Consider the following 13,662-nt stretch of genomic DNA (forward strand, 5'->3'; position numbering starts at 1 on the left):
GTCATGAACAGGACCAGTTTCACCCGCGCCGCGCTGCTGGCGCTGCTGTCGGCCACGGCGGCGATGCCCGCTCATGCGCAGGAGCGCCCCGCCGACGGCGCGGAGGGCGAAAGCGACGAGATCATCGTCACCGCCAACCGGCGCGAGGAGAATTCGCAGGACGTCTCGGGCGTCGTCCAGTCGCTGGGAGCAGAGCAGCTGCGCCAGGACGGCATTGTCGAGCTGCGCCAGCTGCAGCTTGCGGTGCCGGGGCTCAGCATCGCCAACCAGGAAGGCAATGTCGAAATCTTCATCCGCGGCGTCGGCTCGGCCAACAATACCGAGCTTGGCGATCCGGGCGCGGCCCCGCATCTCAACGGCACCTATATCCCGCGTCCCCGCGGCCTGGGGCTGATGTTCTATGACCTCGAACGCGTCGAGGTGAACAAGGGACCGCAGGGCACGCTCTATGGCCGCAACGCGCTCGCGGGCACGCTCAACATCATCACCGCCAAGCCGAAGCTCGGCCAGTTCGGCGGTTATGCCCAGGCGGAGGTGTCCAACCGCTCGTCCTATGCCGCCGAAGGCGCGATCAACGTGCCGCTGGGCAGCACCGCGGCGCTCAGGGCTGCGGCCTATTACATCAATCGCGATTACGGCTTCAACAATGTCTCGACCGGCGCGCCGGCGAACACGCTCAAGCCCGCAGGCCTCGAAGAGAATTACGCCGGACGCCTCTCGTTCCTCTGGGAGCCGAGCGACCGGCTGAGTGTCTCGATCGTCGGCGATTACGGCAAGGAAACAGGCACCGGCTATCCTGGCGCGAACATCTTCAGCGCGGTCGTCGCCACCGGTCTCAGGCCCGACAAGCTCAACCTCAAGGACGTCGTCTATCGCGGGCTGCAGGGCGACATGACCAACGAGCTCTGGGGCGTGCAGGGCAAGATCGCCTATGATTTCGGCACGTTCGGCGCGGAGCTGACCGGCAGCTACCGTTCGGTCGATTTCTACCAGGTCAACGCGTCGAGCGACGGAATCGACTTCCCGGGCCGCGACCTGTCTGCGGTGCAGTACGACAATTTCTCGGGCAATTTCTGGCAGACCAAGTCGAAGAGCCAGGTCTATGAGGCGCGCATCTTCGCCAACGAGGACCAGCCGTTCCGCTGGAACCTGGGCGGCTTCTATTTCAACGAGGACCAGGCGGTCGGCTATCTCGCGCTCGCCGATCGGGGCTATTGCTGCTATTCGGCGACCGAATTCGTGATGCCCGAGGTGAACGGCGAAAGCTTCGCCTTCTATGCCGACGGCACCTATGACGTCGCCGACCGGCTGCGGCTGATCGCGGGCATTCGCTATACCGAGGAGAAGAAATCGCGCTTCGGCATCGGCGGCAACTGGGCGCTGACGCTGGGCGGCGAGAATTTCGACTGCTGCTTCGCGACGCGCGTCGGCACCGAGGGCTTCCGCCCGGCGCTGCTCGACCGGCCCAATTTCGACGTGTCGAACATCACCACGCCGCGCGGCCAGGCGCAATTCCTGATCGAGGGCATTTCCCGTCCGGGTCTGCGCGACACGCTGATCGCGCAGATCGGATCGATCGCCAACGGCACCAACCCCAATGGCACCTGTATCGACAGGCCCGATATCGACAACGGCTTCGTCAACTGCCCCGCGGTCAATCCGTCGGGTACCAATGGCGGCTTCAGCTATGCGAACCTCACCATCCCCGGCCAGCAGATCGGCCGCGCCAAGTTCGATTTCATCGACTGGCGCGTGGGTGTGGAGTTCGACATCGACGACGACCACATGCTCTATGCCAAGGTCTCGACGGGGCACAAGTCGGGTGGTTTCAACGACAGCTTCAACGGCTCGCCGATCCCGGAGGAGTTCCGTCCCGAGGATCTGCTGGTCTACGAGGTCGGCAGCCGCAACGCGTTCGACCTGTTCAACCGCCCGGCGGTGTTCAACCTCACCGGCTTCTATTACGACTACAATAACCAGGTCTTCCAGGACCTGACCTGCATCAACCTCGACACCACCCAGGCGCCGCCGGTGTGCAATGGCTATTCACTGGTCAACCGCAATATCGGCGCGTCGCGGATCTACGGGGCCGAGGCCGAATTGCGCTTCAAGCTGCCGGGCAATTTCGCGGTCGATCTGAACGCGGCGTTCCTCGATACCAAGATCACGCGCGGCACCGTCGCCGATGCGCGCGCGCAGGATTTCGGCGCGGGCGGCAATTCGCCGCTGATCAGCCTGGTCGGCAACCGCCTGCCCCTGGCGTCGAAGATCAATATCAGCGCGCGCCTGTCGCAATCCTTCCAGGCGGGGCCGGGCCGGTTCGACTGGCAGGCTTTGCTCAACTATCGCTCGTCCTATTTCCTCAGCCAGTTCAACGAGGACGACATCGTCTTCCTCGACGGCACGCGGCAGACATCGCTGGCGGCGGGATTCCCCGATCGTCAGAAGGGTTTCTCGACGCTCAACCTCGGCATGGGCTATACGATCGACAATTTCCGGATCGAGGCCTGGGCCAGCAACTTCCTCAACGAGGAGGTGTCGCAAAAGGCGCTGGTCGGCTCGTCGCTCAACATTCGCTTCCTCAACGACGCGCGCAGTTACGGTCTTCGCGTTCGCGTCGACTTCTAGCATAAGGGGGCCAAAGCCCGGATCGCCCGCCCCAGGGGGCGGACGGTCCGGGACGGTGGGCCTGATGCAGGGCTGATGACGGCAGAGGTAGCATTCGTACGGTATGAGCGGCGGGCGGCTGAGATTGTGACCGGGCCCTCCGCGCGGCTTTCGCCGGCCTTCCTGCCGCTCTACGCGCTCGCCTATGCCGGGGGCGTCATCGCCTATACGCCGTTCCTGATGCTGGTCCTGCCCGCCCGGGTGACCGAGCTTGCCGGCAGCGACGACGTGCGCTGGCTGGGCTATATCGTGTTTGCGGGCGCGCTGGCGGCGAGCCTTGCGGGCGTGGCGTCGGGCTGGCTGAGCGATGCGACGCGCCGCCGCCGCGTCTGGATTGCGCTGGGATTGGCGGCCACGGTGCTGCTCCAACTCGCCATCGCGCGGGCGGCGACGGCGCAGGCCCTGCTCTGGCTGGTCGTCGCATGGCAGATGGCGCTCAACCTGATGCTCACGCCGCTGATCGCCTGGGCGGGGGATGTGGTGCCCGATGACCGCAAGGGCCTGCTCGGCGGTCTGCTGTCGCTCGCGCCGCCGCTGGGCGCGCTTTCGGCGATGCTGCTGCCCGAAACCCTTTCCGGGGGACTGACCGCGCGCACCGCGACCATTGCGGCAATGACGCTGGCGCTGGTGCTGCCCTTGCTGCTGTTCGTGCGATCGACGCCCTTTCCGGAACGGGTAAGGCAAACCTCCCGGCCTGCCGCGACCGTCCGTCCCGCCTCGGTCCTGCAGCGCGTCTGGCTGGCGCGGCTGCTGATGCAGCTGTCGGGCGCGGCGCTGGCCGCCTATCTCTATTTCTGGCTGCGCAGCCTCGATCCGGCGATGGACGATAGCGCCAAGATGCTGCTCTATGCTGCGGGGCTCGCGCTATCGGTGGGCGCAGCGCTGCTGCTGGGGCGGTGGAGCGACCGTCACGGCCGCCCGTTCCACGCGCTGGCGCTGACCGCGCTGGTCGCAGCGGCCAGCCTGCTCGCCATGGCGCTGGCCGGAACGACCGGCACGGCCCAGCTTGCCTATATCCTGTTCGCCACCGCCAATGCCGCCTTCCTGGCGCTGCATGCCAGCCAGACGCTGCGCATCCTGCCCGATCCCGGCTCGCGCGGCCTCGGCATCGGGCTGTTCAACCTCACCAATACCGCCCCTTCGCTGATCATGCCGTGGATCGCGATCTCGATGGTGCCCGATTTCGGCTATGCCAGCCTGTTCCTCGTGCTCGCGCTGCTGGCGCTGGCGGCGGCGCTCCTGCTGATCAGTCTGCCGCACGACGCATGATGTCGCTTGGCCGCGCGCGCAAATGCTCTAATCAAGGCGAGGCGGGCGATGTCCCGCCGACAATATGGGGATGATCGAATGGCGCTTGCACCGCAGAACATGAATGGCACAACGGGAAGCAAGGGCGGGCATGTCGATGCGCCGGAGCTCAGGCTGTTCGTCTTCGGGCTGTTCTTCATCTTCGGCGGCATCACCTCGCTCAACGACGTGATCATCCCCAAGCTGAAGGAGCTGTTCACGCTCAACTACACCCAGGCGATGCTGGTGCAGTTCTGCTTCTTCACCGCCTATCTGCTGATCGGCATTCCCGGCGCCAAGCTGGTCAAGAAGGTCGGCTACATGCGCGGGGCGGTGTGCGGGCTGCTGCTGATGATGCTGGGCTGCCTGCTGTTCATCCCCGCCTCGCGCAACGCCACCTATGGCCTGTTCCTGTTCGCGCTGTTCGTGCTGGCAAGCGGCGTGGTGATCGTGCAGGTCGTCGCCAACCCGCTCATCTCGATGCTGGGAAGGCCGCAGACCGCGCACAGCCGTCTGACCTTCGCGCAGGCGTTCAACTCGCTCGGCACCACCGTCTTTCCGATCGTGGGTTCGGCGCTCATCCTCGGCAGCCTCGCCAGCCTCAGCGCGGACCAGCTTTCCGGCCCCGCACTCGATGCCTATCGCACCGCCGAAAGCCAGGCGATCGTCAACGGCTATCTCGGCATCGCCGCCGCGATCGCGGTGGTGGCAGCCGTGGTCTGGATGTTCCGCAACCGGCTGAAGGGCGAGACGCACGAGGCGAGCAGCGGCCTGGCCGGGTTCGATCTGCTCGCGCGCCCGCGCTTCGGCTTCGGAGCGCTGTGCATCTTCCTCTATGTCGGGGCCGAGGTCGCGATCGGATCGCTGATCGTCAATTATCTGATGCAGGCCGAGGTGATGGCGCTGCCCGAGCAGGCGGCGGGCAAGCTGATCGGGCTGTACTGGGGCGGCGCGATGGTCGGGCGGTTCATCGGGTCGGGCGTCATGCGCTTCGTCAGCCCTGGCAAGCTGCTCGCCGCCGTGGCCGCAGGCGCGATCGTGCTGATCCTCGTCTCGACGAGCACGCAAGGAGCGGTCTCGGGCTACAGCCTGCTCGCCATCGGCCTCATGAACGCGATCATGTTCCCGACCATCTTCAGCCTGGCGTGCGAGGATCTGGGCCCGCGCGCCGCCGATGGGTCGGGCATCATCAACATCGCGATCTTCGGCGGCGCGGTGATCCCGCTTGCCACCGGTGCGATTGCCGACCTGTCGGGCCAGCTCGGGCTCGCGCTGGTGCTGCCCGCCTTGTGCTATGCGGTGATCGGCGGCTATGGCTGGTACGCGCGCAGCCGCGCCGGGTAAGCTTGGCGCGCCGCATCGCACAAGAATTTTTTGCATGTGCGAAGAATCCTCTTGCGCCGGCTTTCGAACGATGTTTTGATCGCAAGATCAGCTGAGAATAGAGTTTTTCGGTTCCTCTGGAGTGGCGCCGCTGCTTTTGCAGTCGGCAATCTTCGCCTGATTTCACCAGTTATTTTTGCACCGCACAACAAGGCGGCCACCCGGCAAGGGCGGCGCAACCCTGGCTATGGCTCGGGGAAAGCGCCGCGCGGGATGGCGCGGCCATGACAGGACGGGATGTCCGCAAGGCCTGCATTTTCGGATGGGGGCTTTTTCAAGGTGATCACACGCAGAACGATGCTGCACCGGATCGGTGCGGCCGGGGGAGTTGCGGCCGTCGCGGGCGCGATGCAATCGATGGGGTGGTTTGGCGTCGCACGGGCCGCCGCGCTCGAGCCGATGCCGGGCGATCTCGGCAAGGGGCGCTCGGTCGTCGTGCTCGGCGCCGGTTTTGCCGGGCTGGTCGCGGCCTACGAGCTGGAGCAGCGTGGGTTTGCGGTCACCCTGCTCGAGGCGCGCGAACGCGTCGGGGGCAAGGCCTGGACCGTGCGCGATGGGGACCGCATCACCATGCAGGGCGAGGACGACCAGATCGCGCGTTTTTCCGAAGGCCTGTATTTCAACGCCGGCCCGGCACGGCTGCCAAGTTTCCACCAGGGCGTGCTCGGCTATGCCAAGCGCTTCGGCGTGCCGCTCGAGGTCGAGGTCAATTCGAGCCGCTCGGCCTATCTGGTCGCGAGGAACGGCAGCCGGTTGCGCATGCGTACCGCGATCAACGACATGCGCGGCCATGTCTCCGAGCTGCTCGCCAAGGCGGTCAATCAGGGCGCGCTTGATACCGCGCTCAGCGTCGAGGAAAAGGCGAAGCTGCTGCCCTTTCTGAAGGCCTATGGCGATCTGCAGGGCGATTACGCGTTCAAGGGCACCACGCGCTCGGGCTTCAGGACGGGGCCGGGGGCAGGGATATCGAGCTTCGAGACTGCCAATGCGCCGGTGCCGCTCGCCGATCTGCTCGCCAATGAGCAGCTGGCGATGATGGGCTTCGAGGACAATCTCTACATGCAGGCGACGATGTTCCAGCCGGTGGGCGGCATGGACCGGATTTCCGTCGGTATCGAGCGCAACCTGAAGCAGCGCGCGGTACTGAACGCCGATGTCCAGCGAATCCGCCAGAGCGAGGCCGGGGTCGAGATCGCCTGGATCGACACGGCCAGCGGCGCGGCGCGGGTCATCAAGGCCGATTATTGCGTGTGCACCATCCCCTTTCCGGTGCTGGCCAGGATCGAGGCCGATTTCGCCAAACCCGTCGCCAGCGCGATCGCGGGCGTGCTCTACGAGGATTCGAACAAGGTGGCATTCGAGGCCCCGCGCTTCTGGGAGCGCGACCAGATCTATGGCGGCCTCACCTTTGTCGGCGGCGAGACCAGCCTGATCTGGTATCCGTCCTGGGGCTTGCACGGCGAGAGGGGCATGATCCTCGGCTGCTACAGCTCGGGCGAGCCGGGCAAGGCCTTTGCCCGGCGGCCGATCGCCGAGCAGATCGCGATGGCGCGCGCCGCAATCGACAGCGTGCATCCCGGCCATGGTGCGGATTGCACTGCGCCGCTGGTCGTCAACTGGCGCAAGATTCCGTATAGCCTGGGGCCCTGGCCCAACTGGAACCCCGGCATGCGCGATCGCGGCGAGCATCCGATGATCGACACGCCCGCCTTCCGCTTGCTCAATCAGCCCGATGGTCGCATCTTCTTTGCCAGTGCCGCGCTCAGCCAGACACCCGGCTGGCAGGAGGGCGCGCTGCAATCGGCGCACGCGACCGTCGCTGCGCTGGTCGAGCAGATGCGCGCCCGGGCACTGACCGAACCACCCAGGAGTGCCCAAGCCGCATGATCATCCGCCCCGCCCGGTCCGACGAGATATCCGCGATCGAGCAGCTGATCGCCGCTTCGGCGCGGCAGTTGAGCTCCGGCTACTACTCGCCGCAAGAGACCGAGGCGGCCATCGCGCATGTGTTCGGGGTGGACAGCGAGCTGGTCGCCGACGGCACCTATCTGGTGGTCGAGCTCGACGGGCGGATCGCCGGGTGCGGCGGGTGGAGCCGGCGCGCAACCCTGTTCGGGTCCGATCGCTTTGCCCAGCGGCAGATGGGTTTTGTCGATCCCGCAGAGGCCCCGGCCAAGATCAGGGCGTTCTTCATCGCGCCCGAATTCGCCCGACGCGGCATCGGATCGGCCTTGCTCGATGCGTGCGAGCAGGCTGCGCGCGCGGCAGGCTTCACCCAGGCGGAGCTGATGGCGACGCTGCCCGGCGTGCCCTTCTATGCCGCCCATGGCTATCGTGCCGAGGGCGAGTTCGTGCAGCAGTATGACGGCATCGCGCTGCGCTTCGTGCCGATGCGCAAGACGCTTTTCGAACCCTCGCCACAGGCGGCCGCCTCCGACACCGCAGTCCCGACATGATCTCGTGGCACGTCATCGCAGCAACGAACCGACCCATCCGGGGGGAGTCTTGCGGGCCGCGTCCGCGACGGCATGGCTCGTGTCGCCGCAGGGGTGGCGGTCGCGTCTTCACGCTCGACTGCCCCGAGCCCAGTGGCGCTCGTTATACCGATGCATCGCCTCTCGGCTGGGCGCGCGGCATCTGGTATGGCCGGGGAACCGCGAGCTTCCGACCTTTTCCGATGATCCTGGCGGGCCGCGTCCGCCGCGATCGCTTCTCCCGCCACGCGAAAGGAAATCTGCTTGATCCGCAAAATCCTGCTCACCGCCATTGCCGCCGGCCTCAGCTGCACCGCCGCCCAGGCGCAGGGCATCGTCCGCCACACCAATCCGCCCCCGGCGATCATCCTGGGCGGGGTCACCATCCCGCCGGGTGCGGAAATCCTGATGCTCAGCGGCCAGCTCGCCAGCCCGATCGATCCCGCCAGGACCGAAGGGATCGAGGCCTATGGCGACACGAAAACGCAGACGATCAGCACCTTCAGGAAGATCGAGGCGGCGCTCGCCAAGCAGGGCTATGCCATGTCCGATGTCATCAAGCTGACGGTGTTCGTCGTCGGCGATCCCAAGCTGGGCGGCAAGATGGATTTTGCGGGCTTCAATGCGGGCTATCGCGAGTTTTTCGGCACGGCCGCCAACCCCAATCTCGTCGCGCGCTCGACCGTCCAGGTGGCGGCGCTCGCCGGCCCGCAATTCCTGATCGAGATCGAAGCAACCGCCGCCAAGGTCAAATGACGAGCGATCGCGGCCGGACAGCGCGCCATCTTTTCTCGTCCATCGGAAAAGATGGTGGGCGCGGCAGGGATTGAACCTGCGACCCCACCCGTGTGAAGGGTGTGCTCTACCACTGAGCTACGCGCCCGGTCACGGAATCACCGGCCATGCGGTGTCGTGCGGAGCGCCCCCTTGCCAGATGCGGGGGGCGTTGGCAAGAGCCGCAGTGTGCCGGGCCAGGCGGTCAGGAAATCGCGCGCAGCGGCGTCACATTCTCGGCATCGACGATCGACTGTGCGGCACCCAGCCCGTCGAACAACGTGTTGATGACGATGCGCAGATTGTCGGGCGTCGCGGTGCGGATCATGTCCATCATCACGAACGGGTTGCAGAACGGCTGCAGCATCAGGTTGGTCAGCGACACGACATGGTCGAGATCATAGCCGGGAAAATAGCCCTCGGCCATCGCCTCGCCCAGGATCACCGCCATGTAATGGTCCGCCAGGTCGACATACCCGCGGATCACCTCCCAATGTTCCTCGCCCAGGTCCATATTGGCGCGGAACAGATTGGGGTCGGCCTCGAACCGGGCGCGCTTGACCGCGACGCGCCGCGCGAAGAACTCGAACAGCTTCTCGCGCGGCGGAAGGTCCGATGCGACGACATCCTCCATGATCTGGTTGAGCTCTTCGAACCAGCGCCCGGCGATCGCCTCGAAAAAGGCCTCTTTCGAAGCGAAATAGCGGTAGAAGCTCGATTGCGACATGCCGCAGGCGGCGGCGACCTCGGTGAGCGAAAGGTTGATCGCGCCGCGCGTTCGAACCATTTCCTCGGCGGCCTCCATCAGCTGGATGCGGATGGCTTCGTGATCGTTCAGGGGGCGCGACATCGGGTTCAGCCTTGCTGACTTGGGGGAGTAGAACAGTTATACAATAAATTTTGTACTTTATCAAATGTTGCAATCAGGCCTGCGGCGTTTGCAACCAGACCGGCCATTGTGCCGGGTCCAGATCCTCGACGCGCCGGTGCTCGACGCTCCAGCCGAGCGCGGGATAGCCGATTTTCTGACGTTTCTCGTCGGCCTCGGCGAGCGGCAGCACCACGATGCGGCGGTTGACCTTCTGCCGCCAGTTCATCCGCGCGGTATTTTCCTGGCCGACATAGCAGCCCTTGGTGAAGCGCGCCAGCCGAGCGCGGCGAGCCGCGGATCGGCCGCGGCGCCCTCGACCGGTTCGGGCGACCAGTGAACCTGCAGCGTCTCGTCGCGCGCGATAGAAATCCTGCGGCGCAGGCGATAGATTGTCAGCCGCTTGGCGAGCGCATCGGCCAGGTCCGCTTCGCAGTCGATCAGCACGTCCGCCCCATCGTCCCACAGCAGGAAATCGAACATCGCCTTGCCCTGTGCGCTCAACAGCCCGGCATATTGCGGGTTTCCGGGCGTCACGGCCTTCGTGTCCTGCGTCACCAGCCCCTGCAGAAAGCCGCGCACATCCTCGTGCGGGTCGGTCGGCGACAGGCGGATGAGGGCGCGATGGGCGAGCAGCGTGGGGGTGGACATGGCGCTCAACATGCGTATCGCTCAGCCAGTTTCAAGCGGAGAGATGCGATGACAGCGAGCTATGACCTGATCGTCAGGAACGGCACCGTGTATCTGCCCGGCGGACCGGTCTCCGCCGATATCGGCGTCATCGGCGGCAGGATCGCCAGCATCGGCGCGCTCGCCGGCGATGCAGGCGAGGTGATCGACTGTACGGGGCTGCATGTGCTGCCCGGCGTGATCGACAGCCAGGTGCATTTCCGCGAGCCCGGACTCGAGCACAAGGAAGACCTCGAATCGGGCAGCCGCGCCGCGGTGATGGGCGGGGTGACCGCGGTGTTCGAAATGCCGAACACCAAGCCCAATACCGATACCGCAGAGCGTGTCGCCGACAAGCTCGCTCGCGCGCATCACCGCATGTGGTGCGACCATGCCTTCTATGTCGGCGCGACCTCATCCAATGCCGAATCGCTCAAGGCGCTTGAGCGCCTACCCGGCACGGCGGGGGTGAAGATCTTCATGGGCGCATCGACCGGCGACCTGCTGGTGGCCGATGACGGCGCGCTCGCGCGCGTGCTCGCCAGCGGCAAGCGCCGCGTCGCGATCCATGCCGAGGACGAGTTCCGCATGAACGAGCGCGCCGATTTGCGCGTCACCGGCGATCCCTCGTCGCACCCGGTCTGGCGCGATGACGAAAGCGCGATGCTGGCGACGCGCCGCATCCTCAGGCTCGCACGCGAGGCGAAGCGGCGCATCCACATCCTGCACATCACCACCCCGGCCGAGCTCGAGCTGATCGCGCAGCACAAGGATATCGCCACCTGCGAGGTGACGCCGCAGCACCTGACCCTGGCAGGGGAGGAGGCCTATCCGCGGCTCGGCAGCTATGCACAGATGAACCCGCCGATCCGCAGCGGCGCGCATCGCGACGGGCTGTGGCACTGGCTGGCGCAGGGCGTGCCCGATGTCATCGGCTCGGACCATGCGCCGCACACCATCGAGGAAAAGTCCAAGATCTATCCCGATACGCCGAGCGGCATGCCCGGCGTGCAGACGCTGCTGCCGCTGCTGCTCGATCACATGCACCATGGACGGCTGTCGATGCAGCGGCTGATCGACCTCACCTCGGCGGGCGCGCAGCGGATCTTCGGGCTGGTCGGCAAGGGGCGGATCGCCGCGGGTTACGATGCCGATTTCACGATCGTCGACCTCAAGAAGCGCTGGATGGTGACCGAGGACTGGCTGCAATCGCGCTGCGGCTGGAGCCCGTTCACCGGCATGGAACTGACCGGCAAGCCGATCGGCACGATCATTCGCGGGAACCGGGTGATGTGGGAAGACACGCTCGCCGACAGCGCGATCGGCGAGCCGGTGCGCTTCGAGGCGACGGAGTTCTGATTTCCGGGCTTGTGGCCCTCACCCTTCCGGCGCTTCGCGCCTCCCTCCCTCTCCCGATGGGAGAGGGAAGGGGCCCGCGACGCGCAGCGGAGTGGGAAGGGTGAGGGTGACCAGCGAAGCGACCGCTACTCCACCCAGCTACTCCACCCAGCTACTCCGCCCCGGTGCTCAGCCCCAGGTCCGGTATGCCGATCGAGCGCCGCCCGCCGAAATCGGCGCGGACGACGATGACGCCCTGCTTTTCCATATAGTCGATCAGCCGCCGGATGCGCCCGGGCGAGCTGGTGCCATAGGCACGGCCGAGCGCGGCATCGTCTGGGCAGGGCTGGCCGTCCATCGCCGCGCGCGCGATCAGCAGGAAGGGCGCGTACATTTCCTGCGGCAGCCGGGTTGCAGCCTCGAGCAGCGGCGCGCAGGCCGGGTCGGCCGGGTCCATGATGCCGCCGCGCGCCAGCGCAAGACGCTGGCGGAAGCCCTCCATGTCGAGCGGCGGGCGGATCAGCCGCTGCATCCGGCATCGCACCGAGAAATCCTGATAGAGCAAGGCCTCGGTCTGGTTTGCGATGCTGCCATCGGCGAGCATGTCGGTGAGCACCGCGACGATCACCGCCTCGGCATCGATCGCGTCCGCCGCGTCCTCGGCCTCCTTGCGCGCGGCGAACATGGCCGAGTGCTCGGCCATCGGGAGCGGCGCGGGCGCGATCGCGCTGATCAGCTCGTCGGCGGCAACCGGCGCGGGGCGCGGCGGCGGCATCGGCAACGGCGCGTCATTGCCACCTGCGGAGAGCAGCATGTCGCGCAGATCCTCGCCCTGCGCCTCGGGCATCGGCAGCAGCCGGTGCGTGCCGGTGCGGCTGGTGGTCCGGGTGGACCCGATCCGCGTGGTCACCGGGCGGCGCGAGATCGCCGGGCCGAGGCCCAGGAAGCAGCCGCGCTCGAGATCGCGGATGCGCTCGGCCTGGCGGCGCTCCATGCCGAGCAGGTCGGCGGCGCGCGCCATGTCGATGTCGAGAAAGGTGCGCCCCATCAGGAAGTTGCTGGCCTCGGCGGCGACATTCTTGGCGAGCTTGGCGAGGCGCTGCGTCGCGATGGCGCCGGCAAGGCCACGCTTGCGGCCACGGCACATCAGGTTGGTCATCGCCGAAAGGCTCGCGCGGCGCACCGGATCGGGCACGTCGCCTGCGACCGAGGGCGCGAACATCTGCGCCTCGTCGACCACGACCAGCGCCGGATACCAGTGCTCGCGCGGGGCATCGAACATCGCGTTGAGGAAGGTGGCTGCGCAGGTCATCTGCGCTTCGAGCTCGAGCGATTCGAGGTTGAGGATCACCGAGGCGCGGTGCTCGCGGATGCGCGCGGCGATGCGCGCGATCTCGCGTTCGTTATAGTCACCCGCATCGATGACCAGATGCGAAAAGGCGTCGGCGAGCGTCGCGAAATCGCCTTCGGGGTCGATGATCACCTGCTGGACGAGCCCTGCGCTCTCCTCGAGCAGGCGGCGCAGCAGATGCGACTTGCCCGATCCGGAATTGCCCTGGACCAGCAGCCTGGTCGCCAGCAATTCCTCGATATCGATGCCGACAGGCCGCCCTGTCTCATCCAGACCTATGTCGATCGATGCGCCCACGGCTCAAGGCCCTATCGCCTTGGCCGGGCGGTTGCAACGGGCGCGCGGCCAATTGCTGGGGGCAAGTCAGACCCGCAACGCAAAAGGCCCCGCCCGATGGGGGCGAGGCCTTTTTCAATCGGCTCAGGCCGGAACGGATCAGCCGTTCAGCTTGTCCTTCACCGCCTTTGCGGGGGTGAAGCCGAGCTTCTTGGAGGCCTTGATGGTGATGGTGGCGCCGGTGCCCGGGTTGCGACCTTCGCGCTCCGGGGTCGCCTTGACCTTGAACTTGCCGAAGCCGTTGATCGAGATTTCTTCGCCGGCAGCCGCGGCATCCGCGATTGCAGCGAAAACGCCATCGACCAGCTTGCGGGCGTCCGCCTTGGTCACGCCGTGATCGGCGGCAATTTTCTCTGCAAGTTCAGCATTGTTCATGAGGAAACGTCCCTTCTGATTGGATTTCGGTGGCGGCGGTTTAACGGCAGTTTTTGCGTTCGTCACGGGGATTGCGGAAGTTTTCCCCCAAAATGGTGGTGATTGCCGGTAATTGAGAAACATTATCAATCATGCTGATC

General features: G+C 66.1%; 10 protein-coding genes, 1 tRNA gene and 1 pseudogene. 7 read left to right on the forward strand and 5 right to left on the reverse strand.

All coding sequences use genetic code 11. From position 1 onward, the window contains the following. The first annotated feature begins 3 nt into the window (after positions 1 to 3). The 6 genes from DM995_RS14665 to DM995_RS14690 all read left to right on the forward strand — a co-directional run bounded on the left by DM995_RS14665 (position 4) and on the right by DM995_RS14690 (position 8,567). A complete protein-coding gene (locus DM995_RS14665; RefSeq protein ID WP_116969891.1) occupies positions 4 to 2,628 on the forward strand; it encodes a TonB-dependent receptor in 2,625 nt (874 codons plus the stop codon). Positions 2,629 to 2,754: 126 nt separating this feature from the next. Further along, on the forward strand, positions 2,755 to 3,936 hold the full coding sequence (locus DM995_RS14670) for an MFS transporter (protein ID WP_232824415.1): 1,182 nt from the start codon (positions 2,755 to 2,757) through the stop codon (positions 3,934 to 3,936). Between the two features lie 78 nt (positions 3,937 to 4,014). Further along, positions 4,015 to 5,298 carry a sugar MFS transporter gene (locus DM995_RS14675; RefSeq protein WP_116969893.1) on the forward strand — a complete coding sequence of 428 codons (1,284 nt, stop codon included), beginning with the start codon at positions 4,015 to 4,017 and terminating at the stop codon, positions 5,296 to 5,298. 318 nt (positions 5,299 to 5,616) lie between these two features. Further along, positions 5,617 to 7,224 carry a flavin monoamine oxidase family protein gene (locus DM995_RS14680; protein ID WP_157973228.1) on the forward strand — a complete coding sequence of 536 codons (1,608 nt, stop codon included), beginning with the start codon at positions 5,617 to 5,619 and terminating at the stop codon, positions 7,222 to 7,224. Further along, positions 7,221 to 7,793, forward strand: coding sequence for a GNAT family N-acetyltransferase (locus DM995_RS14685; protein ID WP_116969895.1), 573 nt, complete (start codon positions 7,221 to 7,223; stop codon positions 7,791 to 7,793). Before DM995_RS14680 ends, DM995_RS14685 begins: the two co-directional genes overlap by 4 nt. A 282-nt stretch (positions 7,794 to 8,075) precedes the next feature. Beyond that, positions 8,076 to 8,567, forward strand: a complete 492-nt coding sequence (locus DM995_RS14690) for a RidA family protein (protein ID WP_232824416.1) — start codon at positions 8,076 to 8,078, stop codon at positions 8,565 to 8,567. Between the two features lie 52 nt (positions 8,568 to 8,619). Here the strand turns inward: DM995_RS14690 and DM995_RS14695 are convergent. The 3 genes and pseudogenes from DM995_RS14695 to ygfZ all read right to left on the reverse strand — a co-directional run bounded on the left by DM995_RS14695 (position 8,620) and on the right by ygfZ (position 10,104). Beyond that, positions 8,620 to 8,694: transfer RNA gene (locus tag DM995_RS14695), tRNA-Val, on the reverse strand. Positions 8,695 to 8,790: 96 nt separating this feature from the next. After that, positions 8,791 to 9,435: a TetR/AcrR family transcriptional regulator gene (locus DM995_RS14700; protein ID WP_116969896.1), complete on the reverse strand. Its 645-nt coding sequence runs from the start codon at positions 9,433 to 9,435 to the stop codon at positions 8,791 to 8,793. 73 nt (positions 9,436 to 9,508) lie between these two features. Then, positions 9,509 to 10,104 (reverse strand): annotated as a pseudogene (ygfZ, locus tag DM995_RS14705) (CAF17-like 4Fe-4S cluster assembly/insertion protein YgfZ). Between the two features lie 48 nt (positions 10,105 to 10,152). Here ygfZ and DM995_RS14710 point away from each other — a divergent pair. Beyond that, positions 10,153 to 11,481: a dihydroorotase gene (locus tag DM995_RS14710; protein ID WP_116969897.1), complete on the forward strand. Its 1,329-nt coding sequence runs from the start codon at positions 10,153 to 10,155 to the stop codon at positions 11,479 to 11,481. A gap of 151 nt (positions 11,482 to 11,632) precedes the next feature. Here the strand turns inward: DM995_RS14710 and DM995_RS14720 are convergent, their stop codons facing one another. Beyond that, entirely contained in the window at positions 11,633 to 13,108 is a 1,476-nt protein-coding gene (locus DM995_RS14720) for a helicase HerA domain-containing protein (protein ID WP_116969899.1), read from the reverse strand. A 138-nt stretch (positions 13,109 to 13,246) separates the two neighbouring features. Further along, positions 13,247 to 13,522, reverse strand: coding sequence for an HU family DNA-binding protein (locus DM995_RS14725; RefSeq protein WP_023838445.1), 276 nt, complete (start codon positions 13,520 to 13,522; stop codon positions 13,247 to 13,249). Positions 13,523 to 13,662: the final 140 nt, after the last annotated feature.

Origin of the sequence: Blastomonas sp. UPD001 (genome assembly GCF_003426715.1) — a bacterium.
GTDB lineage: Bacteria > Pseudomonadota > Alphaproteobacteria > Sphingomonadales > Sphingomonadaceae > Blastomonas.